The sequence below is a fragment of the Bacillus sp. BB51/4 genome, assembly GCF_008368845.1.
GTDB lineage: Bacteria > Bacillota > Bacilli > Bacillales > Bacillaceae_G > Bacillus_A > Bacillus_A wiedmannii.
On record NZ_QOSC01000012.1, the window covers coordinates 127234 to 152571 of the forward strand.

The 25338-nt window shown below is 32.8% G+C and carries 28 protein-coding genes and 3 pseudogenes; 25 read left to right on the plus strand and 6 right to left on the minus strand.

What is annotated here, in order from left to right; all coding sequences use genetic code 11:
* Positions 1-98 precede the first annotated feature (98 nt).
* On the plus strand, positions 99-1028 hold the full coding sequence (gene ppaC, locus DN392_RS15315; RefSeq protein WP_000416875.1) for a manganese-dependent inorganic pyrophosphatase: 930 nt from the start codon (positions 99-101) through the stop codon (positions 1026-1028).
* 102 nt (positions 1029-1130) lie between these two features.
* Positions 1131-2777, plus strand: a complete 1647-nt coding sequence (locus DN392_RS15320) for a M3 family oligoendopeptidase (protein WP_088321427.1) — start codon at positions 1131-1133, stop codon at positions 2775-2777.
* Positions 2778-2795: 18 nt separating this feature from the next.
* Here DN392_RS15320 and DN392_RS15325 read toward each other — a convergent pair whose 3' ends face one another.
* Positions 2796-2993: a DUF4017 family protein gene (locus DN392_RS15325; RefSeq protein ID WP_000793387.1), complete on the minus strand. Its 198-nt coding sequence runs from the start codon at positions 2991-2993 to the stop codon at positions 2796-2798.
* A 156-nt stretch (positions 2994-3149) separates the two neighbouring features.
* Here DN392_RS15325 and DN392_RS15330 point away from each other — a divergent pair, with 156 nt between their 5' ends.
* From DN392_RS15330 to DN392_RS30820, 4 genes are all read left to right on the plus strand, one after another.
* Entirely contained in the window at positions 3150-4361 is a 1212-nt protein-coding gene (locus tag DN392_RS15330; RefSeq protein ID WP_061673374.1) for a hypothetical protein, read from the plus strand.
* A gap of 20 nt (positions 4362-4381) precedes the next feature.
* On the plus strand, positions 4382-4831 hold the full coding sequence (locus DN392_RS15335) for a DUF6884 domain-containing protein (RefSeq protein ID WP_088321426.1): 450 nt from the start codon (positions 4382-4384) through the stop codon (positions 4829-4831).
* A gap of 114 nt (positions 4832-4945) precedes the next feature.
* Positions 4946-5137, plus strand: coding sequence for a hypothetical protein (locus DN392_RS15340; RefSeq protein ID WP_016087535.1), 192 nt, complete (start codon positions 4946-4948; stop codon positions 5135-5137).
* Positions 5138-5316: 179 nt separating this feature from the next.
* Positions 5317-5505, plus strand: a complete 189-nt coding sequence (locus tag DN392_RS30820) for a hypothetical protein (RefSeq protein WP_071742436.1) — start codon at positions 5317-5319, stop codon at positions 5503-5505.
* A 52-nt stretch (positions 5506-5557) separates the two neighbouring features.
* On the opposite strand, the gene DN392_RS15350 is transcribed toward DN392_RS30820, so the two are convergent.
* From DN392_RS15350 to DN392_RS30405, 4 genes are all read right to left on the minus strand, one after another.
* The gene (locus DN392_RS15350; protein ID WP_061673376.1) at positions 5558-6010 is read right to left on the minus strand and encodes an SET domain-containing protein; all 453 of its coding nucleotides are present in this window, start codon (positions 6008-6010) and stop codon (positions 5558-5560) included.
* A gap of 143 nt (positions 6011-6153) precedes the next feature.
* Complete coding sequence (locus DN392_RS15355; RefSeq protein WP_000606235.1) at positions 6154-6510, minus strand: hypothetical protein; 357 nt, start codon at positions 6508-6510, stop codon at positions 6154-6156.
* A 129-nt stretch (positions 6511-6639) separates the two neighbouring features.
* A complete protein-coding gene (locus DN392_RS15360; RefSeq protein WP_000287709.1) occupies positions 6640-7263 on the minus strand; it encodes a hypothetical protein in 624 nt (207 codons plus the stop codon).
* Between the two features lie 682 nt (positions 7264-7945).
* Positions 7946-8107, minus strand: coding sequence for a hypothetical protein (locus tag DN392_RS30405; RefSeq protein WP_000813317.1), 162 nt, complete (start codon positions 8105-8107; stop codon positions 7946-7948).
* Positions 8108-8392: 285 nt separating this feature from the next.
* Between DN392_RS30405 and recQ the strand changes: the two genes are divergently transcribed.
* The 3 genes and pseudogenes from recQ to DN392_RS15375 all read left to right on the plus strand — a co-directional run.
* A complete protein-coding gene (gene recQ, locus DN392_RS15365) occupies positions 8393-10510 on the plus strand; it encodes a DNA helicase RecQ (RefSeq protein ID WP_088321425.1) in 2118 nt (705 codons plus the stop codon).
* Positions 10511-10535: 25 nt separating this feature from the next.
* On the plus strand, positions 10536-10919 hold the full coding sequence (locus DN392_RS15370; protein WP_000546569.1) for a gamma-glutamylcyclotransferase family protein: 384 nt from the start codon (positions 10536-10538) through the stop codon (positions 10917-10919).
* A gap of 182 nt (positions 10920-11101) precedes the next feature.
* A pseudogene (locus DN392_RS15375) lies at positions 11102-11764 on the plus strand (class I SAM-dependent methyltransferase); the annotation flags it as partial.
* A 6-nt stretch (positions 11765-11770) separates the two neighbouring features.
* On the opposite strand, the pseudogene DN392_RS15380 reads toward DN392_RS15375, so the two are convergent.
* Positions 11771-12636: pseudogene (locus DN392_RS15380) on the minus strand (CPBP family glutamic-type intramembrane protease).
* 359 nt (positions 12637-12995) lie between these two features.
* On the opposite strand from DN392_RS15380, the gene DN392_RS15385 reads away from it, so the two are divergent.
* The 16 genes and pseudogenes from DN392_RS15385 (at position 12996) to DN392_RS15460 (ending at position 25111) form a co-directional block, all read left to right on the plus strand.
* Entirely contained in the window at positions 12996-15071 is a 2076-nt protein-coding gene (locus DN392_RS15385) for a HelD family protein (RefSeq protein ID WP_088321423.1), read from the plus strand.
* An 82-nt stretch (positions 15072-15153) separates the two neighbouring features.
* Positions 15154-15486, plus strand: a complete 333-nt coding sequence (locus DN392_RS15390; RefSeq protein ID WP_048566249.1) for a DUF952 domain-containing protein — start codon at positions 15154-15156, stop codon at positions 15484-15486.
* 170 nt (positions 15487-15656) lie between these two features.
* On the plus strand, positions 15657-16004 hold the full coding sequence (locus DN392_RS15395) for a PadR family transcriptional regulator (RefSeq protein ID WP_048560821.1): 348 nt from the start codon (positions 15657-15659) through the stop codon (positions 16002-16004).
* Positions 15991-16992, plus strand: a complete 1002-nt coding sequence (locus tag DN392_RS15400) for an HAAS signaling domain-containing protein (protein ID WP_001048854.1) — start codon at positions 15991-15993, stop codon at positions 16990-16992. Before DN392_RS15395 ends, DN392_RS15400 begins: the two co-directional genes overlap by 14 nt.
* A gap of 43 nt (positions 16993-17035) precedes the next feature.
* Positions 17036-17548, plus strand: coding sequence for a GNAT family N-acetyltransferase (locus DN392_RS15405; protein WP_000617498.1), 513 nt, complete (start codon positions 17036-17038; stop codon positions 17546-17548).
* A 162-nt stretch (positions 17549-17710) separates the two neighbouring features.
* Positions 17711-18476, plus strand: a pseudogene (locus DN392_RS15410) (serine hydrolase).
* Positions 18477-18487: 11 nt separating this feature from the next.
* On the plus strand, positions 18488-18859 hold the full coding sequence (locus DN392_RS15415) for a hypothetical protein (RefSeq protein WP_048566251.1): 372 nt from the start codon (positions 18488-18490) through the stop codon (positions 18857-18859).
* Between the two features lie 32 nt (positions 18860-18891).
* Positions 18892-19308: a GNAT family N-acetyltransferase gene (locus DN392_RS15420; RefSeq protein WP_048566252.1), complete on the plus strand. Its 417-nt coding sequence runs from the start codon at positions 18892-18894 to the stop codon at positions 19306-19308.
* A 285-nt stretch (positions 19309-19593) separates the two neighbouring features.
* The gene (locus DN392_RS15425; protein ID WP_064057131.1) at positions 19594-20400 is read left to right on the plus strand and encodes a GH25 family lysozyme; all 807 of its coding nucleotides are present in this window, start codon (positions 19594-19596) and stop codon (positions 20398-20400) included.
* A gap of 242 nt (positions 20401-20642) precedes the next feature.
* Positions 20643-21047 (plus strand): GNAT family N-acetyltransferase, encoded by a 405-nt coding sequence (locus DN392_RS15430; RefSeq protein ID WP_000288955.1) that lies wholly within the window; start codon positions 20643-20645, stop codon positions 21045-21047.
* A gap of 15 nt (positions 21048-21062) precedes the next feature.
* Positions 21063-21416: an MmcQ/YjbR family DNA-binding protein gene (locus DN392_RS15435; RefSeq protein ID WP_033658841.1), complete on the plus strand. Its 354-nt coding sequence runs from the start codon at positions 21063-21065 to the stop codon at positions 21414-21416.
* Positions 21417-21437: 21 nt separating this feature from the next.
* Positions 21438-22145, plus strand: a complete 708-nt coding sequence (locus tag DN392_RS15440) for a class I SAM-dependent methyltransferase (protein WP_048566253.1) — start codon at positions 21438-21440, stop codon at positions 22143-22145.
* Positions 22146-22210: 65 nt separating this feature from the next.
* Complete coding sequence (locus DN392_RS15445) at positions 22211-22597, plus strand: ribosomal maturation YjgA family protein (RefSeq protein WP_001056435.1); 387 nt, start codon at positions 22211-22213, stop codon at positions 22595-22597.
* A gap of 21 nt (positions 22598-22618) precedes the next feature.
* Positions 22619-23137, plus strand: coding sequence for a DNA topology modulation protein (locus DN392_RS15450; protein ID WP_000720540.1), 519 nt, complete (start codon positions 22619-22621; stop codon positions 23135-23137).
* Between the two features lie 32 nt (positions 23138-23169).
* Positions 23170-23847, plus strand: a complete 678-nt coding sequence (locus DN392_RS15455; protein ID WP_001078764.1) for a formylglycine-generating enzyme family protein — start codon at positions 23170-23172, stop codon at positions 23845-23847.
* Positions 23848-23917: 70 nt separating this feature from the next.
* The gene (locus tag DN392_RS15460; RefSeq protein ID WP_064057132.1) at positions 23918-25111 is read left to right on the plus strand and encodes a macrolide family glycosyltransferase; all 1194 of its coding nucleotides are present in this window, start codon (positions 23918-23920) and stop codon (positions 25109-25111) included.
* Positions 25112-25338 lie beyond the last annotated feature (227 nt).

Genomic DNA, 25338 nt, shown 5'->3' on the forward strand with positions numbered 1-25338 from the left:
AAATATAGCAGAAAGTGCAATTATTTATAAAAAAATGGGCTTTAAATATTGTCATATTTGCTTCTTTAAGATATCCTTTTCATGAAGAGGTGGAAAACATGGAAAAAGTACTAGTTTTCGGGCATAAAAACCCAGATACAGATGCAATTTGTTCTGCAATTGCTTATGCAGAATTGAAAAAAGAATTAGGAATGAATGCTGAGCCTGTACGTTTAGGCGAAATCAGCGGTGAAACTCAATTTGCGTTAGACTATTTTAAAGTAGAAGGACCGCGTTTTGTTGAGACAGTAGCAAGCGAAGTGAACAACGTTATTTTAGTTGATCATAACGAGCGTCAACAAAGTGCTAACGATATCGAATCTGTTCGTGTGTTAGAAGTTATTGACCATCACCGTATTGCTAACTTTGAAACAAGCGATCCTATTTACTACCGTTGTGAGCCAGTTGGATGTACAGCTACAATCTTAAACAAAATGTACAAAGAAAATGGCGTTACAATTCGTAAAGAAGTTGCAGGTTTAATGTTATCTGCAATCATTTCAGATTCTTTACTATTCAAATCTCCAACTTGCACAGAGCAAGACGTAGCAGCAGCTCGTGAATTAGCGGAAATCGCTGGTGTAGATGCTGATAGCTACGGCTTAGAAATGTTAAAAGCTGGTGCTGACTTAAGCGGAAAAACAATGGAGCAATTAATCTCTCTTGACGCTAAAGAATTCCAAATGGGTAATGCGAAAGTTGAAATCGCACAAGTAAACGCTGTTGATACAAACGACGTTCTTGTACACCAAGCGGAACTTGAAAAAGTTATCTCTGCAGTAGTAGAAGAAAAAGGTTTAGACCTATTCTTATTCGTTGTAACTGATATCTTAACTAACGATTCTGTCGGTCTTGCGATCGGTAAAGCAGCAAACGTTGTTGAGAAAGCATACAACGTATCTCTAGAAAACAACACTGCTACTTTAAAAGGTGTTGTATCTCGTAAAAAACAAATCGTACCAGTATTAACAGAAGCATTCCAAGCTTAATAGTATTGAGTATGGTTTAACAAAAAAGGACAAGTAGCCAATCTGACTACTTGTCCTTTTTTATCTCTAAAAAACAGAAAATTTAAAATGGGAGGATTGTGTATGCTTAATGATTTAGAAAGTAAATTACAGTCACTTTTAGTGCGAAATATTACTTCTGTTTCAGAATTAGAGCGTTGGCTTTTGGAGGAATTGCGTGTAAACGCTGAAGTAGAAGAGGAGATAACAAGTAGTTTAATCGCCATGTATAGAGATACAAATGACAGAAATATACGTGATTTACATATGTATAATCAAAGTACAATTCAGCCACTTTTAAAAAGATACAATGCAAAATTTGACCAGAAATTTAGAGAGTGTCCATTTTCAAATTTATTAGATGAGCAGAAATATGGATTTACGAAAAAAGCAAGAGTAGTAAAAAGTAAAATGTTTCATGAAAAGAACATTGCTCTTTCCATTAAAGAGCAAGAACTTATTACGAAATATAGAGAAATAATGTCTAACATATCTATTAATTGGGAAGGTGAGCAAAAGACGTATGCATACGTAAAAGCAAAGCTAGATAACCCCAATAGGGCTATTCGCAAAAAAGCTTGGTACGCTTTATGTGAAGCAAGAAGTGCAGTGAAAATAGAAATAGATTGTATTATGAATGAACTCGTACAATTGCGGAATGAGATAGCTTTACATGCAGGATTTAATAATTATAGTGAATATGCTTTTAAACAAAAAAATAGAGACTATAGTATCGAAGAGTGTTATAAACTTCATGAATCTATAGAAAAGTATGTTGTACCAATTTGGAAACAGTTAGGAAGTCTTTCTAAAAAGAATCTCGGTGTAAAAACGTATCGTCCTTGGGATTTAACGCCTTGTAATTTACCAAAAGCCCCATTTCAAAATACCGTTGATTTATTGGATGGGGTGGAAGAAATGTTTCGGAAGACTGATTTATATTTTTATGAGAAATTTATTCATATCAGGAAAGCTGGATTCATTGACGTAGAAGAACGTGAAAATAAAGCGCCAGGAGCCGCTTGTTTTACCTTGCCTCATAGTAAAGAGGTTTTTGTGTATTCTAATTTTAGTCCATCATTTTATGCAATTAATGCACTCATACATGAAGTAGGGCATGCCTTTCATTTTTATAAACAATTTAACAATGATAGTAGTATGCAAGAAAAATATCTTCGCGAAGAAGTGGCTGAGCTTTATTCTCTCAGTCTTGAGTTGCTAGTAATGGATAAGCTGGATATCTTTTATAAGCAAGAGGATGAATATAAAGAAGTACAGCGCGTACAATTATATCGTGCTTTCTCACTGTTAATGTCGTCAATTGCAGGAGATGTATTTCAGCACTGGCTGTATTCAAATCCAAACCATACTCCAAAAGAACGTGATAAGAAATATATGGAACTATGTGAAAGGTATCAATATTCATCAGTCGATATTGCTGGATTAGAAGATGAAATTAGTTCAAGTTGGTTAGACTCATTTCATTTTATTCAGTTTCCTTTTTATAAAATTGAATATGCAATTGCACAAATAGGAGCAATGCAATTGTTTCAAATTTATCGGGAAGATCCAGAAAAAGCGATTGCTTTCTTTAAAGAGGGAGCTAGTTCAGATTGGAACCTACCTATACAAGAAATATATGAAAAAACAGGTGTTACGTTTGATTTTTCGGAAGGAAGGATAGAAAGTACAACAAGGGTTATTTTGGATCTGATTAGCGAATTAAAATAAGGATAGCATTAGCTATCCTTATAACTGTTTATTCGTAGATTTCTTCTTGTTTATATAAAATGTAATAATAGCCGCAATGATGAAAATAGGTATGGCATACGCTTGCCCAACAAACAACTTCCAGCCAACGTGATTATAGCCTTCAGATGCTGGAGCAATCATAGCGATTATGCAAACAATAATATAGAGTACTAGTGCAGGGAGAAGATTCTTCATATGTTCACCTCCTTTTAATAACATCAATACACATATATTTATATAATACAGTATAGGTTGAGATAAGGGATATGTTTTTTACAGTTATTTAAATAAAAGGGTTATTTTTAAGTGGAGTAGAAGTGATGTATGTAGAATGATATAGGTGGGGATATAATGGACAATATATTAAATAAAATAAAGCAAGATATAAATATGGATCTATTGTATGAACTATGGCCTGGTTTTATGGGGGCTGCATTCGCATTATATAATGATGAACATGTGTATGTATTTCATCATCCTCTATTTTTGAAAGATGATGATAACTATGAGTATACCGTATTAAAGTGGGATGAACAATTTAAAGCTGATACATTTATACTATTCAAAGATTATCCGACTGCTATTGTGAATATGAATAGATATAAAGATTATGAAACTTTACTTGCGGTTGTGGTGCATGAACTTTTTCATTGTTATCAATATTTGAATAAAGAAAGGAGATTTCCAAATGAATCTATAGGATTTCAATATCCTATAACAGAAGAAAATATAGAATTGCGAAATAAAGAACAAATTTGTTTATATGATGCTGTTCATTGTAAGTCACAAGCTGAGAGAATTAATTATATTAAGCGATTTATTGAACTAAGAGAGCGTAGAGCTAGTTTTATGAAAGAAGAGTTTATAACATATGAATGTATGGTTGAAAGCATAGAGGGGCCTGCTTGGTATGTTGAAATGAATGCATACAATTCAGTATGCAAAAAGGATGAAAGCGAAACATTACGAAAATATAGCGGACTTATTTTAGATGCATATGAAGCTAATTGTAACATTAGAAAGAGCTGCTATAGCCCAGGAATGCTTTTATGTTTATTATTAGATGAAATCCTTCCTGAATGGAAAACGAGCTTCTTTAATAGTGATACATCGTTATATGCCTTTTTAAAACAAAATATAAATGTGGATTTGAGTTTAAATAATGAAATTGCAATAAGTAAAGAAACAAAGCAAATTCTTCATTTTGTTCAAAACGAAAGAGACAAGGATTTCATGCAATTTTATAAAGAAGAAGGGTATCATCTGTATATTGTAGGGAATATAAAATTAAATTCGTTTAATCCAATGAATGTAAAGTTAAACGGAAATAAAGCATTACATAAAACTTTTTTAAGTGTAAGTATACATAATAAAACATATATGATAAATCAACCTGTTTTAGCATCTTTTGAAGAAGATTTTAAAAATATGACACAAGTTCATATCATAATGAATGAAAAACCGATAGAAACAAATAATGGTTGGAACGTAGTGGGAATTGGAGATATAGAAGCTGCGTATGAAGAAGTAGAGAGTTCTATATTTTTATATTTAAAAAGTTAGAAGTGAGGTAAGAAATAAAGATGAAAAGGTTATGCATAATTGCATGCGGAAAGAAGAAAATTTGGGATAAGTATTCAGATTACGGGCCGATGGAGGCAAAAGATGTATATATTAGCCCATTCGGAAAAGCATGTCAGGCGTATGCAACTATGTTTTTCGAGAATTGGGTTATCTTATCTGCGAAGCATGGATTTTTAAGACCAAATGATATTGTATTAGAAAACTATGATCTTGCGTTTGATTCAAAGAGTGATGAGATTATTAGTATGGAACAATTAAAACAACAGATGATTGAAAAGGACTTGCTTCAGTTTGATGAAATCGTTTTACTTGCAGGAAAGAAACATAAGAAAGTAGTGACACAATTATATCCAGAAGAAATCATTACGTATCCGTTAGCTGGGTGTAAAGGGATTGGGTATATGTTGCAGAGGTTGAAGGAGGCTGTGGGGGAAGGGAGGGAGCTATAGGGAAATTATAGTCAGCTTTTCGGTTTACATAAGCTTGGTTGATATAACAAATGTTTTACAATGTATATAGGTAACCAATGTATAATTAAGGTATGAAGATGGAGGTGATTAAGAGTGAAAAAAGTTTTCAAAAGTAATGTATCTAGCTTTGTTTGTATAGGTCTTGTGTTATTATTAATTGATTTTAATAACTTATCAATATTAGAATACATATTCTTAACAACGAGCACCCTTGCTTTTGTTGCATTTTTAGTGAACTTAGCAGTTACATACTATTGTGAGAGAGAAGAAAGAAAATATACATGAATGTAAAGCCCAAATATTGGGCTTTTTTCTATGTTGTATTTCCGTTGAATATGTAAGGAAGAATTATTAAGGATGCTAAAATAACTTTTATAAAACGTAGAATATAGACTAGTAAACAAGCCGTTTTATACTTTCAAACATAGAATATGATGAATGCTATTGAAGGGAGAGTCATATTCATGGGAAACAATTGTCGTTGTAGACAATTCCAGGATTGTAATAGATTTTGGGATGATCTAATGTTTGGAAGATGTAGACGTAGAGATTGTGATGATTGTGGTTGTAAACGTAAACGTCATTGTGATTGTGATGATTGCCGTTGCAATCGTAAGCGTGATGATGATGACGATAAGTGCCGCAAGTGGTAAATTTTTTTGAAAGAGTACTTAAAAGTAAGTACTCTTTTTGTATATGAAGCTTTTACATTCCATCTTGAATTAATTTTCTTTCAATTTCCCATGTATCTCGTTTTTTAATTTTTATAGCTACATTAGTTCCGGTAGATTCCTTATAAAAGATATATCCATTGTTTTCGTCCACATATGTCAATGGTTCACTTATGCAATCTCGCGAACAAGATGTATTAATTAGCTCTATTAATGATAGTTCGCTCGGATCGGTTTTACTTGCATCTATAATAGTATCAACGTCTATTTTACGGTAACCTTGTAAGTTTACATGGAAACTTTGTTCAATTTCACCTGTAATGCTAGTATTCATTACTTCAACAGAATTTTTCTTTTCTTGAAGAAATCCATTCTCATAAAGTAATTTTGTATATCCAAGCCATCCAATTAAAACTAGCATAATAAACATACTAAATATTTTAAGTGTTCGAAGCCGTTTACTAACAATCGTTTCTGAGTATTTCATTCAGTTAAATCCTCCATTGTTTTTAATTAAAAGTATGTCTAGATGCATACTTTTAGAAGAAGGATAGAACTTAACGAGTTCTATTCTAGATTCAAAAAAGAAAGCATCCGAAGTTAGATGCTTTCTTTTTTAAGTATTTTTCGCTATCTGTTCGTTACTTGTTTCATAAGTGGTCTAATTTCTTTAACAGGTGGTTTCTTATCATAAGCATCAACGTATGAGAAATAGTAATTTAAATTTCTGAGAAGACCTTTTCCTATTTTAGCGCTCAAGAACGGAAATACTTGCCCAGTATAATCATCGAGAGATTTACAGTAATATTTTTCATCTAAATATATACTGTATTTACATGTTAGTTCAACTAGTAAGTTACCGTCATCATCAATTACTTCCTTAGAATCAATAATGTCTATTAATGCGAATTTTTCATTCAGATAAACTTTCTTTTTTTTCTCGTGTTTATTTGTGAGTATAAATACGAGACCAATGGCGTTAATCAAAAGATTTCCTCCTATAAAAAACGGATATTAATAAAATATATCGATATACGTTAAATGTAAAGGGGAGAGGTGAAATTTCATTGATACAAAGTTTAATAAGCCGATTTGTGTTTTCAAATCGGCTTATTATTATTGAAACACTTGCGGAAATTGCTTTACGATTGCGTTTGTTATCATGTCTGCCATTTCTAATGCTTCTTTTTCAATTTTATCGTATAGTTTTACGCTTGCTTCAAAATCTTTATTTAGGAAGGCAAGTGCTTCAGCTTTTGTTAATGCTAAATGTTCATAAAACATTTTTCGAAATTCTTCTTTTTCTATATATGGGTTGATGCTAGTAAGAAACGCCACAATTTCATCACCATTAGCGTACCATTTTTTCTCTATAGCGGCAGCTGTATTTTGATCACCAGCTTTTGCGGCTTTAACTAGATCCGCTGCAATGACTAAGTGGTCTTTAATTAGTGCACTATATTTTTTTACAGCATCCTCACCATAGAATGGTTCAAGAGATAGTCCCATATGTGTTGCATTTTGAAGAAGACGCCCAACTGTAACGTTAACGTCTGGTAAATTAAAGACAATACTTATAATAGCTAATCTCGTCCAAGCGACATGTTGTTCCCATAAAGAACGCATATAACCTTTTAAAAAGTTCTCGTTTTTACTAATTCGGTAATTACGTACAGATGTATCAAAGTGTACATAAGGGTTATGATAGGGGGAGTAATACGATTGCCAATAAGAATACATAAACGGTAACACTCCTTTGAACATGTATAACTCAAAGTATGATGGGAATTTATTTTTAGTTACGTGTCCTAGATTAATTTCAGAAATTGATATGGAAAAAGATGAAGAATTTTATTGTGGTATATATAAATAAAATGAATACGATAATAAACAAGGCTCTGCAAGGGAAGTTGCAGAGCCTCAAAAGGGTATTGCCGAGATGTCGGACTCGACTAAGTAATGTTATCATAAAATTCTATTAAAAAAACCTGGTAAATGTGTCCAAATGAAAATAGATCTTTAATAAAGTCAAAGGGATCCGCTTCCCGCAGCAGATCCCTTTAACTAGATAATGTTGATGAGCAAAAACTCATCTGGAGTACTTTTATAGTAACAAGTGAAATTCGTTTTGTGTATTGAGAAAAAAAGAATTACTTCATTAAATCTTAAGAACTTATATTTTACTTCTTGTTATTATCATCATTTGTTGTGAGTGGCGTATGGTTATAAAATGGAGAAAAGACATGTAAACATATATAATTGTACTGAATTAAATAATAATCAAAAAAGACCTGCTGAAATAGGCAGGTCAACTTAAGGGGTTTATCCAACAGAATATTTCATATGATAACAGTTGTATTATAGTAAGTCTATCAGGTATATATTGAGAAAATTATTATGGATAATATATCACACACACGTATTAACGTTTAAAAAGTTGAGAAAGAAAATGAAAAAGCTTTTTATAAGAAAATAATGGCTGGTATTTATAATACGATTCATATTTCCACGCATCATGATTCGAGAATTGGAGTTGGTTCGGTACTGTTTTCTGCTTGATGGAACTAATATTCTGCTGCTTCATATAGTAACCTCCTGAATTCATATGTATAAGATTAGTAGTATTCAAGGAAGAGTAATAAAATGTATATTTATTTTGTAATTCATTTTAAATGTGCTTTATTTATGTTTTAAAATTTATAAACATAAATAGCCATTAAAACACCGTTGCTAAACAACCTTTAAAACGTAGAGAAGCATAAAATAATGAAAAAGCAAGCTGTTAGTCATGTATTGATTACTTTCAAGTCACATAAGTGATGATATAATAGGGATAGATGAAAGATAAAGAAAAGCAGGTGACTCTTTTTTGTTTACAAAAGCACAAGAACTTTTAGCGTCTTATTTCGGTTATTCGTCATTCCGAAGAGGACAAGATGAAACAATTAAAAATGTATTAGATGGGAAAGATACAGTCTGTATTATGCCTACGGGTGGTGGTAAGTCAATTTGTTATCAAATTCCCGCATTAGTATTCGAAGGAACGACGTTAGTTATATCACCTTTAATATCACTTATGAAGGACCAAGTAGATACATTAGTGCAAAACGGTATTTCAGCTACTTATATTAATAGTTCTATTTCTATTACAGAAGCGAATCAACGAATTCAATTGGCAAAACAAGGACATTATAAGTTACTTTATGTGGCGCCGGAGCGTCTTGATTCAATGGAGTTTGTTAATCAACTTATGGATATGAAAATTCCGATGATTGCAATTGATGAGGCACACTGTATTTCGCAGTGGGGACATGATTTCCGTCCGAGTTATTTACATATACATCGCATATTAGATTATCTTCCAGAAAAGCCGCTCGTACTAGCATTAACTGCGACGGCGACACCACAAGTTCGTGAAGATATTTGCAACACGCTTGGAATTAATCAAGAAAATACGATTATGACAACGTTTGAGCGCGAAAACTTATCATTTTCTGTTATTAAAGGACAAGATCGTAATGCATATTTAGCGGATTATATTCGTCAAAATCAAAAAGAATCTGGGATTATATATGCAGCTACTAGAAAAGTAGTTGATCAATTGTATGAGGATTTAATGAAAGCGGGAGTATCTGTATCAAAATACCATGCTGGTATGAGTGATACAGATCGAAATGAGCAGCAAGAACTCTTTTTACGTGATGAAGTGAGTGTAATGGTAGCGACATCTGCATTCGGTATGGGGATTGATAAATCGAATATTCGTTACGTTATCCATTATCAACTGCCAAAAAATATGGAAAGTTATTACCAAGAAGCAGGACGTGCTGGCCGTGACGGATTAGATAGTGCATGTATATTGCTATATTCTTCTCAAGATGTGCAAGTACAGCGCTTTTTAATTGATCAATCGACAGGTGAATCTCGATTTTCAAATGAACTTGAAAAACTGCAAAATATGACTGATTACTGTCATACAGAACAATGTTTACAATCATTTATTTTGCAATACTTTGGAGAAGAACCGAAAGAAGATTGTGGCCGCTGCGAAAATTGTACGGACGACCGCGAAAGTATCGATGTGACGAGAGAATCACAAATGGTTCTATCTTGCATGATTAGAACGAACCAACGATTTGGAAAACAAATGATTGCACAAGTTTTAACTGGTTCGAAAAATAAGAAAGTTATTGAATTCAATTTTCATACTTTACCAACATACGGGTTACTATCAAATCGTAGCGTAAAAGAAGTTAGTGAATTTATTGAGTTTCTAATTTCAGATGAGTTAATTGCAGTTGAACATGGTACGTATCCAACATTAAAAGTAACAGAAAAAGGGAAAGAAGTATTATTAGGTAAAGAGACTGTTTTACGTAAAGAACGAGTAGAGACAAGACAAATTGTTCAAGATCATCCTTTATTTGAAGTGCTTCGCGAAGTACGTAAAGAAATTGCGCAAGGAGAAGGTGTACCTCCATTCGTTATTTTCTCTGATCAAACTTTGAAAGATATGTGTGCAAAAATGCCGCAAAGTGACTCTGAACTTTTAACAGTGAAAGGGATTGGTGAACATAAACTTGTGAAGTATGGTTCTCACTTCTTACAAGCAGTTCAGCACTTTATTGAGGAAAACCCAAACTATGCTGAAACTATTAAAACAGAAGTGGTGTCAGAGCGGAAGAAGTCAGGGAAAGCTTCAGCAAATTCTCATTTGGAAACGTATGAAATGTATAAACAAGGCATTGATCTAGATGAAATTGCGAAAGAACGTGGATTATCAAGACAAACGATTGAAAATCATTTAATTCGTTGTTTTGAAGATGGAATGGAAGTAGACTGGAACAGTTTTGTTCCTGCAGAATATGAACAACTGATTGAAACTGCTGTGCAAAATGCTGATGGTGGTTTGAAATCTATAAAGGAACAACTTCCGAATGAAGTGAGTTACTTTATGATTCGTGCTTATTTACAAATTAGAAAGTAGTGACATGTAAAGGGGATAGGGATTTATGCATCACGTTTTTGTGTATGGCACGTTAAGAAAAGAGCAAACGAATGCTCATTTTATGCAAGGTGCAATATGCATCGCAGACGGAGCGTGGACGTATGGCAAATTATTTGATACAAACGAAGGCTATCCGGCGATGATTTATTCAAATGAAGAAAAGGTCTATGGTGAAGTTTATGAAGTAAATGATGAGATATTGCGTAAGTTAGATGAACTAGAAGAATATACAGGTAATGCGGAGAATGATTTATATGATCGAATCAAGCAAACAGTATATGCTGCTGATAGGGAAATAGAGGCATATGTATATATCGCTCAAGATAAAAAGATGATATTGAAAGTGATTGATTCTGGAGATTGGGTGGAGTATCAAAAAGAAAAATAAGAGTAACTAAAAAATAGATAGTGGAATAATCCATTATCTATTTTTTATATTTAGACTTTTAAATTTCTTATTATTTTGATAAATTGTAAATATAGGGGAATAAAAAGGAGGGTTTTTCATGGGTGTCAGAAATTTAGTTTCTCACCTGTAGTAGAAAAATAACGTACAGGAGGAGAATAATAATGAACGAATTAAATGTAAAAGAATTTTATAAAAAACAATTTGAATTACTAAGCCATGATATAAATAATGAAAATTGGTTACAGGAAGTTGCTGAAGAAATTAAAGAGCAAGTGGGATATCCATTTCAGACGATGTTAGAACTAGGTGCTGGAAATGGCGGGTTTGCAAGAGCGATGTCTAATTTGGATATAAAAATGACTACGGTTGAGCTTGTACCAGAGTTAGTTATGTTTGCTAAAGAACATTCTACTAACGACATTGTGATTCATTGTGCTGACTTTTATAAAATTAACTTTGAAGAAAAGTTTGATGTTGTTAGTTATTTAGACGGATTTGGTGTGGGAACAGATGAAGAACAATTGGTTTTATTAAAGCGAATCCATAATTGGTTGAAAGATGATGGGTGTGCACTTATTGATATTTATCAACCATTATATTGGGAAAAAGCAAATGGACAAGAAATGCCGATTTATTCTGCAATGCGAAAATATGAATATGATAGTGAAAATGCTAGGATGCTGGACCACTGGTGGGAAACAGATTCTTCAAATGATATCGTGACACAATCTTTACGTTGCTATACGATAGATGAGATTAGTAATTTATGTGCAGAGGCTCATTTCAGTATAGTTGGAATTTTCCCAGGAGGAGCTTACTCTTTTTTACTTTTATAGTGTGAATAATTGACTGTCTTTCGTATTTAATTGTCGTTCTTTTTTATCCTTATAGATCTTAGTACAATCCCGATGCCAAGAAATAAAGAAGTAGCAACGACACCATTAATAGGATTTAACCAAAAATCACTACTATTTGTAAGCGTAATAATACCGGTTATAGTTATTAAAACAGTAGGTACGGCGTCTTCAAGTGCATGCATGAACACACATGGCCACACAGATTTTGTAAGTCTATATATTTCGACATACATAATAGACCAACAAACCATAAGTATACAGCCTGATAAAAGCATATTTAATCTTGAAATGGATTCGAAATATTCATTTGGTAAAAAGACTATATAATAAGCAGCATGCCAAAGAGCCCAAATAAAACCAGAAACTAAATAAATTAGCCAATCGTTTAACTTTAATTCAATAAGCTTTGGGGTTAAATAACCGCGCCAAGAGAACTCTTCGAAAATATTTTTAATAAAATTACCTATAGTAGACATGAGTATGAGTGAACATAATGAGGATATCTCAAAGTTAGATATGTTAACGACTCCGAAAGATAGAGCTAAGCTTATAGTTATAAGTGTAACGAATGGATAAATAAGTATTGCTACGAAATACCATTTAAAGCTTCCTTTTAAATTTGGTTTAATACCAAAATCATGCCAATCTCGGCTAAGAACTCTAAGTAATATGCTGACGAAGAAAGGAAGTATAAGCCATAAGCCCATGCCTAAAGAATTTCCTTCAGGCTGATCTGTTAGAAGAGAATCAAGAAATACACCGATCCAACCACTTGCTAGCACAATTAACACAAAAATAATTAAGTGTAACTTTACATGCTTTCTATTGGTTGTAGTCATTTCGAATAAACTCCTTTTTTATTTTTGGTATTTACCTATTGACACTTCTCATTATTTTACAAGTGAAAGGGGGAAATCGATAGAAAGGTAGATGAGAGTTTAGTAAGTTAGTGTATAAATCGTTATTATTAATAGAAAGTAATAGTATTTATATGCATTATTTTATTATATGTAAAGTGTTGTAATTTAGATGTTTTATATTCTTATAATGTAAAAATAACGATAAGATTTCAAAATTAGAAAGATGAAAAGTGAGTTTTTTCGGAAAATTTAAATTGAAACTATTGACTTTATAAATGGATTTTTAATACAATTATATTTCGACTGAAAAATTAGAACGGACAGGAGGGAATCATCAAATGAACAACATTTTTGAAGAAGAGTTACAAAAAATGAAAGATACATTACGTACGATGGATGATCAATTAGAACAGCTTGAAAAAATTCCAGTTTATTATGGAGATGATTTTAAAGAACAAATTCTTGAAAGTATGAGAGAATCTAATAGGCAAAACTTACGTATCGGTGTACAAGAGCCGTACTTTGGAAGATTAGATTTTCAGGAGGATGGAAAGGAAGACGTTATGCCGATTTATATCGGTAAAGTAGGTGTTTCACATAAAGATACGATGAAACCAATTGTAATTGATTGGCGGGCACCTGTCGCAAGTATGTTTTATTCATTTACCGGCGGTGAAGAATTAGCGTTTTATCAATCACCGGATGGATTAGTAGAAGGTGATGTTTATTTAAAGCGAAATATCTCTATTCGAAAAAGAGAATTAGAACGTGTTGTTGATACATATGTAAAAGGAAATGAAGATGTATCGCATGCCGATGATTTTCTTCTATATCGATTAGGTGAGAATAAAGATAATAAACTAAAGGATATTGTTTCAACGATACAATCGGAGCAAAACGATATTATTCGTGCGGAAAGAAACTTACCATTATTAATTCAAGGGGTTGCAGGGAGCGGAAAAACAACAATCGCTTTACATCGCCTTGCTTTTTTAATTTATGAATATCGTGAGCAGCTGGAAGCTGAGAGAATGATTGTATTCGCTCCGAATAGTCTGTTTTTGGACTATATTTCGAGTGTACTTCCTGAATTAGGTGTCGGGAATATTAGTCAAACAACATTTCCGGATTGGGCATTACGCATGTTAGATGATTCGGTGAAACTGAAGCAGACAGAAGAAAAATTGAAAGAAGCATTTTCTATTAATCGTGATGAAGAAAAGGTTATGCTCGGTAAATTGAAAGGCACGCTGGAATTTAAGTCCTTTATTGAAGAGAGAATGGTTCAATTTGAAAAAGAATTAATACCAACAAGTGATTTTGAGGCATGGGACAAAGCTATTATTCCAGTAGAAGACATAAAAAAATGGATGCAAGTTGAATATAAACACTATCCATTAAAGAAAAGAAGAGAAAGATTAATCGGCCGAATGAAGCGCTGGATTGAAATTGAACTGAAAAAGTATGGAGAAACAAACGAGAAGAAATTATTAAAAAAAGAAGCGACAAAGAGATTGAACACCTATATGAAGTTTTGGCCGAAAATGAGTGCACTTTCACTATATAGTTCAATATTGAAAAGTAAAGAAATACTCGAAATATTGCCTGAAGAACTTGTAAAAGAAACTGAAAAGAATTGTCGTAAAAAAGAAGTGTATGTAGAAGATTTACCAGCTTTAATTTACATACATCACCGCATAACAGGTATTGAAATCGGACAGAAATTCCATCACGTTGTTATTGATGAAGCACAAGATTTCTCACCATTCCAAGTGTATGTATTAAAAGAAATTACACTAGGTAATTCTTTCACTATATTAGGTGATTTATCTCAAGCAATTTATGATTATCAAGGGATTGAAGATTGGAGTGCTTTTAAGGAAGTATTTCAAGAAACAGGTTATTATGAATTAACGAGAAGTTATCGTTCTACAAAAGAAATTATGGAATTTGCGAACGAAATAATTAAAAATGCAGAGATTCCAGTTGGACTCGCAACACCAGTTTTTCGTAGTGGTGAAGAGGTTAAAGTAATCCATGCAGAAGATCAATTTAATGAGATTATGAAGACGTTAAAACATCTACAAAACGAAGATGTGAAAACAATTGCGGTAATAGGAAGAACAGATGATGAATGCCGCGATATATATGAGAAATTAACAAATGCCGGACTGGCTGTAAACGTCATTGAAGCAGATCAAAGTAAATATGAAGGTGGTATTTCAGTAGTGCCTGTATACTTGGCGAAAGGGCTAGAATTTGATGCCGTTCTACTAATCGATGTTGACGAAGAACATTATAAAAATACAAAACACGATGCGAAGTTATTGTATGTCGGATGTACAAGATCGCTCCATGATTTATGGATTTTCCATAGCGGAGAAGCATCGTCTTTAATAAAAGGATTAAAATAAATATGAAAAACAAGAGGGTTTTCTAGTAACAAAAAGAAGAACCTCTTGTTTTTCTATATAAAGACTTGGAGAGAAACTAACTATGATTACAAAGGTAATAACAAAAAGAAATTGGGAAATCGCAAAGGTAGATGGAGAAGTTAATGAAGCTTCACTTAAAGAAGAGGGATTTATTCATTGTTCATTTTTACAGCAAGCTTTAAAAGTTGCTGAAAAATATTTTAATCATGAAGAAGATGTTTTATTACTGACAATCGATCCATCCTTAATAAAAGCAGAAATAAAATACGAACTTGCTTCTAACGGTCAAGAATATCCGCATGTATATGGAGTAATTAATATTGAGGCAATTGTAGGTGTTACCCCATTTACTAAAGAAAAAGGAGAGTTTATATTACACGAGGTACAAAATTAAGATTGTAATAGCCGTTTAAATTAACAAGAAAAGCACAAATTATATAGTTTGTGCTTTTCTTGTTATCTATTTTTTGTAAATACGTATTGTTTTTATCACACTAATACTGTACGATACATAGTATAAAACACATACTGTATGACATATAGTAATGGAAATGAGGTGAGTGAATGGATGCTTTATTAAATTCGTTAATTACTGAACTAAGAAGAGGTACATTAACATTAGCGGTTTTAAGCCAGTTAAGAACACCGCAGTATGGGTATTCACTTGTCCAATTATTGGAACAATCAGGGATTATAATCGATCAAAGTACTTTATATCCACTACTTCGCCGATTAGAAAAGCAGGAGCTAGTAACGAGTAGTTGGGATAAAACGGAGAGTAGACCTCGTAAGTATTACGTTTTAAGTGAATACGGATTAGAGATATTTTTGCAGCTGAAGAAAGAATGGATAAAGGATTCGAAAGAGCTTTATAACTTATTAAAAGAGGAGGACAAAAATGAATTTGATTGATATTTATGTAGAAGAAGTAGCGAAGAGATTACCTGAAAAAAATCGTGAAGATATTATTCTTGAATTACGGTCAACAATCGAGGATATGTTACCTGATGATTATAGTGAAAACGACGAAAAAAGAGTTCTTGAAAAATTAGGAAGTCCCGTTTCATTGGCTAATGGATATTTGGATAGACCGATGCATTTAATTGGACCACGTTATTTTGATGTATATACGACGTTATTAAAAATGATTATACCAATTGCAACTGTTATCGCACTCATTGCAATGGTTGCAGAAAATTTTGTAGGATATAATGGTGAGCAAGCGGTATTAAACGTTATTTTAAATTTGATAGGTAAAGGAATTGGGGAAATTATCGAAGTAGTCCTCCATGTGTTTTTCTGGTTGACACTTGTATTTGCAATTTTAGAAAGAACAGATAAAGACAAAGGTACCCAACCGTTGACGACAAGTTTAAAAAAATGGACGCCTGATGATTTGAAAAATACTTCGTATGTTCCAAAGAAAAAGTCGATCTCAAAGTTCGAAGTATTTGGCGGGTTAATGTGGACGGCAATATGGGCAACACTTTATTTTTATGCGAATCATCTTGTAGGTGTATATCATGGTACAGAAAACGGACTGAAGTTTGTCGCGCCAACTTTTAATCAAGATGTGTTACTTCAGTATTGGCCAATCGTTGTAATTATGATTGTTTTTGAAATAGGTATATCTCTTTATAAGTTAGTACAGGGACAATGGACGAAAAAGTTGGCAATTGGGAATGCTTTTCTTCAAATAGCTGGAACAATAGTATTCATTGTAATTGTAGTAAATCCGCATTTATTTAACGAAGGATTTATTACGTTTGTGGCAAATGTGTTTACTACTTCTCCAGAGGAATTTAAAACGTGGTTAATAGGTGGAGGTATTATCATTTACATTATATCTGCTGCATTAAATATATTTGATGGTTTTCGAAAAGCTCGTATTCGTATGTAGTAGTGAAAAGAAAGAAGATAAACTTTAGGAAAGGAAGAAAACGATGATAAGGGAAGCAAGGAAACAAGATGTAACATACATGTTAGATATTTATAATGATGCCATACTGTATACAACAGCCGTATATACGTATAAACCTGTAACCCTTGAAAATAGAATAGACTGGTATGAAACAAAAAAGGCTGAAGGTTATCCAATTTTAGTATACGAATTAGATAATAAAGTAGTAGGGTTTGCGACATTCGGGCCGTTTAGAGCTTGGCCTGCCTATAAATATTCAATTGAGCATTCTGTGTATGTTCATAAGGAATATAGAAAAAATAGGATAGGAGCTTCTTTAATGAAAGCATTGATCACAGTTGCAAAAGAAAGGGAATATATGACCTTAATTGCTGGAATTGATGCAGAAAATGAGAAAAGCATTGCCTTACATGAAAACTATGGATTTGTTCATGCGGGGACAATTAAGAAGGCTGGTTATAAGTTTAACAGGTGGTTAGATTTAGCTTTTTATCAATTGGAGCTTAAAGGTCCTAAAAAACCTACGGAAGAATAGATTATTGAGTTTTGCTTAATATTTAATTTAGAAAGATAGCATGGGAAAGTTTCATGCTATCTTTTTTATTGTATGCATACATATCAAGTAACAAAAAAGGTTTTATACATTCTATATCGAAATTTAAGAATGTAATAAAACAATATAAAAAGAGGTGCGAATATGCAAACTGTCATTGAAAGAATGAAAGAAATACAATCTGGTCAAGTTGGAGTGATTGTGTCTTCTACAAAATCTGAAGATATAATTGCCTCCTATAATAATGAACTATATGTTCCTTTAGCATCAGCAGCAAAAGTGGCAATTGGATTTGCAGTAGCAAACATGGTAAAAAACAAACAAATTAGTTGGAATGATATGCTTCACCAAATTAAATTTAATCCAAAAGAAGATAGTGCACAATTATATCCACATTTGCAAGGAAGAGATACAATATCACTCAGTAAAGCTGTTGAAGTGATGATAGCGTGTCATGACCAGTTATATTGCAAAGGCGATTGTATTGCACTGCGGAGGATGGGATACTGTTAGAAAGTATGTTTCAACGTACTTCCCTAACATACATGTTCAAGAAAACCCTAGAGATGAACAAAATGTTGGAGAGTTAAATGAAATACATTCACTTTTAGTGCAAATTTTTCGAGGGTATAAAACTGAGCCGGAATTATGGGAACCAATAATAAATGGAATGGTAAGGCAGCAAGGAGAATATGAGGGGATACCGCATAATCATTTAGCACATATGACAGGTGGATTGCCAAAAGCTATAATAAATATTGGTATACTAGGAGTGTTTAATGAATTTCCGCTTCTTTATGTTATTGGAGGAAAAGATTTGTCTAATCAATTTGAAAATAAAGAAGCCGATGAAACTATTGCATCAGCTTTGAAGTACATATACGACATATATATAGTGAAAGCATTCTAGGGGGCAAGTAATTGAATAGAAACTTAAAAACTTCAACAATTATCATATTAATTTTAACAATTATCGCTATTGAAGTTGGAATCGCGATTTATGATCATAATCTGTCATTGGATACGATTTACTTTGCAGCAATCCTCATTTGTATTGTATTGCTTTTTGGCACACGTGTTTCTGAAGAGAAAGCAAGTACATCGAAACAGAGACGAAGAAAAACAGCACTTATATTTTGGCCATCTATTTTATTGTCTATCGTTAGTTTTGCTGTTATAAGTTATATAACAATAGGCTATGTCTCTGTACCAGGGATAATTGGTTTTTCATGTTTTGTTACTTATGGTGGATTCGTATTTATTAGTATTATAAAAAGGAAAAGTAAAAATTAAAGGTAGCTTACTAAGTTGAAAGGAAGAAATATATGAAACATATAGAAAGTGGTACTCGAACTGAAGGAGAATACATAAAAAATAAAGTAATTCAATATAACATGTCGATTTTAAGAGATGAAGCAAAACAGCCGATGGAGCAAGTAAGTTTCGTAGTAAAAGATGAGGATGGAAAAATATTTGGTGGGGTAACAGGAACGATGTATTTTTATCATCTTCATATAGATTTTTTATGGGTTGATGAAACAGTTCGTCATGATGGTTATGGCAGTCAACTGTTACATAAAATCGAAGACATCGCGAAGAAAAAAGGGTGTAGATTAATATTATTAGATTCATTTAGTTTTCAAGCGCCAGATTTTTATAAAAAGCACGGATACCGAGAATATGGTGTTGTTGAAGATCATCCTAAAGGATATAGTCAACACTTTTTAGAGAAGCGGTTATAGTGATTGGATTCGTGCTCTAGAAGAAAAATTGATTTTAAAAGCATCACCAAACAAGGTGATGCTATTTTAATTTTAAAGCAACTACTCAACCTGATGTAATTATGGGGACAAATAGTACGATTCGTATAGCTATGATTTTCTTTTTTAATGGAAATGAGTTACTGTCTTTGTTGAAGACACTTGTCGTATTTACTATATATACTAGCAAATACTATTGAATTTTTAGGAGTGGAAGAGCAATAAGACGAGCTCTGAATATAATACTAATAAAGGAGGTGTTAAGCAATCGGTTATATTGTAGATATTTCGAAATGGAACGGTAACATTAACTGGGATGTAGCAGCTCCACAACTAGATTTCGTAATCGCTAGGGTACAAGATGGATCAAATTATGTAGATCCTTTATATAAAAACTATGTCCAAGCAATGAAAACTAGAAATATTCCATTTGGTAACTATGCATTCTGTCGCTTTATTTCAATTGCTGATGCGAAGAAGGAAGCGCAAGATTTTTGGAATCGCGGTGATAAGAGTGCTACAGTTTGGGCTGCTGACGTAGAAGTGAAAACAATAGATGATATGAGAGCTGGTACACAAGCTTTTATCGACGAGTTACGCCGATTAGGTGCTAAGAAAGTTGGCTTATATGTTGGGCATCATGTATATGAGCCTTTCGGTATGGCGAACGTAAAAAGTGATTTTTTATGGATTCCTAGGTATGGCGGTAATAAACCAGCATATCCTTGTGATATTTGGCAATACACCGAGACAGGTAATGTACCAGGTATCGGCAAATGTGATTTAAATCAATTAATAGGAAATAAACCACTTTCCTGGTTTACTGAATCAGTACCAAAACAAGAGAATGTACAAGCACAAGTTTCTAAACAAAACATCATTCAATCAGGTGCTTTTTCACCATATGAGGCTCCTGAAGTTATGAAAGCATTAACATCAGTTAAAATGACCGCTACCTTCATTTTACAATCGGATGGCTTAACGTATTTTATTTCGGATCCAACTAGCGATGCGCAATTAAACGGTATGAAGGGTTGGCTTGATCGAAAAGGTTGGTGGTATGAAGTTAAATGAAGATAAAAGCCGTCCTATTGGGCGGTTTTTATCATTAGTCAACTTAATATATTATGTGCTATTTTTAATATAGAAGAAATAGGAAAGGATGAGAGAGGGACTGTTTATATTGCAATTGTAATATCTATATTATAAATTAATTTTATAAAGGGTTTAATAACAGGTTGGATTCTATAGCTTATATTGAAGGAAGTAAAGTAAGACAAAATAAATATAATGAGTAATTTGATGGGAGAAAGAAAATGTACACGTATAAATTACAACATGAACAACCAATCTGCGTAGGAAAAATAAAAAAACTTTATGACTCTGTCGGTTGGTGGCCAGAAAGAAAAGAAATCGATATTCAAAAAATGTTAAAGCATAGTATAGCAATTGGGGTATGGGAAGAAAATGAATTAATCGGATTTGCTAGAGTTGTTTCTGATGGTGTTTTTCGAGCGTACATAGAAGATGTTGTTGTGCATGAGATTGTAAGAAATAAAGGGATTGGGGAGAAGATGCTTACAATGTTACTTCAAGAGATTTCTCATGTTCATATTGTTAGTCTATTTTGTGGAGAGAAATTAATAAAGTTTTATGGTGAACACCAATTTCAAGCGACGAAACAAATTGTAATGCATCGAAATCAAATAGTGAAAGAATAAGAGGTGCCAATGAAAATGAATGCAACAAGAACATATTGTTTATCAAAAAGAAAAGCGACTGAAGATTCTCCTGATGGTTGGAATGCAACATGTATGAGGCTTAATAATAAAATATTTGCGATAATAAACCATGAAGAAGGAGAAAAAGCTGCGATTACTTTAAAATGTGATCCAGAACTTGCATTAAGATTAAGAGAAGAGTATCCAGAAGCAATCATTCCGGGGTATCATATGAATAAAAAGCATTGGAATACAGTGTATATACATAAAGATGTAGAGCAAGAGCAAACTAATAAGATGATTGATTGGTCATATGATTTAGTTCTACAATCATTTTCAAAGAAAAAGCAGCAAGAGTTATTAGATTAATATGTATAAGGGGTGGAAGTAATGAAAGACACGATCAAAGATACATATGATAAATTAGCGAGTACATATAAAGAAAATCTAGACTTGGCAAATCCATATAACAGTTATTATGAAAGACCAGCGATGATGGAGATGATTCCAAAGAATTTAGAAGGGAAGAGTATATTAGATGCTGGATGTGCAGCTGGGTGGTATACTACTCAATTTGTAGAAGGGGGAGCAAATGTTACTGCAATTGACGTAAGTTCTGAAATGGTAAAAGCTGCAAAGGAAAGTACGGGTAATAAAGCAACGTTTCTTTGTCATGATTTGCAAGAAGTATTACCATTTGAAGATAATACTTTTGATGTTATTGTAAGTTCGTTAACGCTTCATTACTTAGAAAATTGGAATAAAGTATTTCAGGAGTTTCATCGAGTATTGAAGCCAGGTGGCGAATTTATATACTCCATTCATCATCCTTTTATGGATTTTACAAAGTTTCCTTGTAAAAATTATTTTGAAAAACAATTATTAGTAGATACGTGGACTAAACCAAATATTACAATAGAAGTTAGCTTTTTTAGAAGATCACTCCAAGATATAATTAATGAAACAACAAATTATTTTGTGTTAGATAAAATGGAGGAACCGAGGCCGGTTGAAAAAATGAGAGAAGTAAACGAAAAATCATATCATTATCTAAATACAAACCCACATTTTCTTATTATGAAAGCCATTAAAAAATAGCTAGTAAAATAATTATATTTTACTAGCTATTTACAGTTTTAAATTACATATTAGGGGATATTGAGATGAATATGAAAAGAAATAGATTATTATATGCATTGTTTACTATAGTTGTAATTATTTTAGGTCTATGTTCCAGAAAATTTGCATTTACGTTACCTCATCTATTAAATGACTACTTAGGAGATGCTTTATGGGCATGTATGATTTTTACTGGATTCGGATTTTTATTTCCTAAAATGGAAACGAAGAAATTGGCTTTTATAAGTTTGCTGTTTTGTTACGGGATTGAATTGAGCCAATTGTACCATGCCGAATGGATAGATAGCATTCGTGCAACAACCTTAGGTGGACTCGTATTAGGTTACGGATTTTTGTGGAGTGATTTAGTTGCTTATACAATTGGTGTTGGGATTGGAATGTTTTGTGAGTTTATGTTACGGAAGAAATAAAAGATGTAAGAAGGGGTATTTATGAAAAAAATAATATTAATAGGTTCTGGTGGTTCAGGAAAATCTACATTAGCAAAACAGTTAGGGAATAAATTAAATATTAAAGTACATCATCTTGATGCGTTATTTTGGAAACCGAATTGGGAAGGTGTACCGAAAGAGGAGCAAAGAACGGTTCAAAATGAATTAGTTAAAGGGGAAAATTGGATTATTGATGGGAATTATGGCGGGACAATGGACATAAGAATTAACGCAGCTGATACAATTATCTTTCTTGATATTCATAGAACAATATGTGTTTATCGTGCTTTTAAAAGGGTTGTACAATATCGGAATAAAACAAGACCGGATATGGGTGCTGGATGTGAAGAAAGGTTTGATTTGCAATTTTTCAAATGGATATGGCAATATCCTAAAACGAAACGACCTTCAATTTTAAAGAGGCTAAATCAATTGAGTAAAGATAAAGAAGTTATTATTTTAAAATCCTCAAATGAAGTAAGACTATTTTTAGAGAAGTACGATACCATAAATAGTTAGATTATAAAAAGAAGTAAAATGGGGGGATAGGATTGAATAGATTCATTGGCCCGGTTGATTCTAATATGGTGAAAATTCCAGAAGGAAAAGTAGTATTAAGAGATGATCGAATTAAAAAAGAATGGCAAGTCCAAGTTAAACCATTTCTTCTAGCAAAGTACGTTGTAACGATGGAATTATATGATGCGATTGCGAATAATAAACCAAATTTATTCAAAGATAAAAATAAACCAGTTGTAAATATTTCATGGAATGATGCCATTATATTTTGTAATTTACTTTCCAAAAAAGCGGGATTAAAAGAATATTATTCTATTAGTGAAGATGGTCTAATTGTTAGTTGTAATTTAGATTCAAATGGCTACCGATTACCTTTTGAAGCAGAGTGGCAATATGCGTGTAAGGCAGGAACTACGGGATACATATATGGAGAACTGAAAGAGATTGCTTGGTATAATGAAAATTCAGATGGACGTATTCATGAAATCGGTAAAAAAAAGCCGAATGCATGGGGTTTGTATGATATGTTAGGAAACGTTTGGGAATGGTGCTTTGATTTGTATGATGAAAAGGTATATGGATCGTACCGAATTTTCCGAGGTGGTAGCTGGGCTGAAGCAGCTAGAGGTTGCGGTGCGACTTGTCGTCGCCGTAGTCATCCTACATTTCATATAGATGACCTTGGGTTTAGGCTTGCTAGGTCCATTTAGAAGAATAAGACAAAATACCTATAATTCTAATGACAACTTAGAAAAAGATTTAAATTAAGGAGTGTTTAAAGTGGCACGTGTTTTATTCGTTAATACTGGATCAGAAGGACATATAAATCCAACATTGCAAGTTGTAGAAGAATTAGTTTCACGCGGGGAAGAGGTAGTTTATTTTTCAATTGAATCTTTTAGAGATCGTATTGAAAAGACAGGTGCTACTGTACGAACAATTGACGAGCAAAAGTTTTTAAAAGCTTTTCTTTCTGGTGGTCGAAATTATTTATCAGAGAGAATAAATGGTCTTTTACATACGGCAGATGTTATTATACCAAATGTTCTTGAACAAATTGAAGGGGAACATTTTGATTACATCATTCATGATTCAATGTTTGGTTGTGGACATATAATTGCTCAAATTCTAAAGCTTCCAGCAATAAATTCCTGTACATCGTTTGCACAGGATGAAAAATCATTTGAACAAATGTTAGACCACTTGTCTAAAGATATCCCCGTGGAAGTTCAGGATAAGATACATAATGATTTTGAAAGCTTAACGAAGGGAATTGCAGAAAAATATGGTGTTGAAATAAACTCACAGTATGAAGTTTTCTGTAATCCAGCGCCACTTACTATTGTGTATACAATAAAGGAATTCCAACCTTTTGGAGATATGTTTGATGAAACATTTAAATTTGTAGGTCCATCCATCTCTACACAAATAAAAAATAAAGAGTTTGATATTACTACACTTGAAGAAAAAAGCCCGATTTACATTTCATTAGGTACTGTTTTCAATGAAGCGCTTGATTTTTATAAACTTTGTATGAAGGCGTTCGAGAATAGTGATCATACAATTGTGATGTCTATTGGTAATAAAACGAAAATAAGTGATTTAGGTAATATTCCTAAAAACTTCATTGTGAAAAACTATGTACCACAAACGAAACTACTCGCATATGCAAAGCTATTTATTACACATGGCGGAATGAACAGTACACATGAAGGATTATATAACGGGATTCCACTCATTGTAATTCCGCAAAGTGCAGATCAACCAGTAATCGCAAAGCAAGTGGAGAATCTCGGAGCTGGGATTAAGTTGTCTATGAAGGAATTAACTGAGGAACAACTACGTGAAAGTGTAGAAATCGTATTAAATAATCCTTCATTTAAAGAAGCAGCTTTGAATTTGAAGGAGTCTTTCCGAAAAGCAGGTGGATATAAGCAAGCTGTTGATGAAATTACTACATTTGCAGGCCAGTAATAATTAGAAAATTATACATGAGAAGAGTGTCTATATGAAAGGATATAGGCACTCTTCTGTTATATGAAGCGAAGAATCGATTGTTTTGAAAGGTTAAATATCTGCATTATAAATTTAGGCGATAGTTTTACGTGTTAGTAATGCTTTCACAGTTTCTGCGCAACTTCTGCACATATTTTAGTGATTTCTATGTCATGATATATTCATTAAGTGAAATATTTCACAAG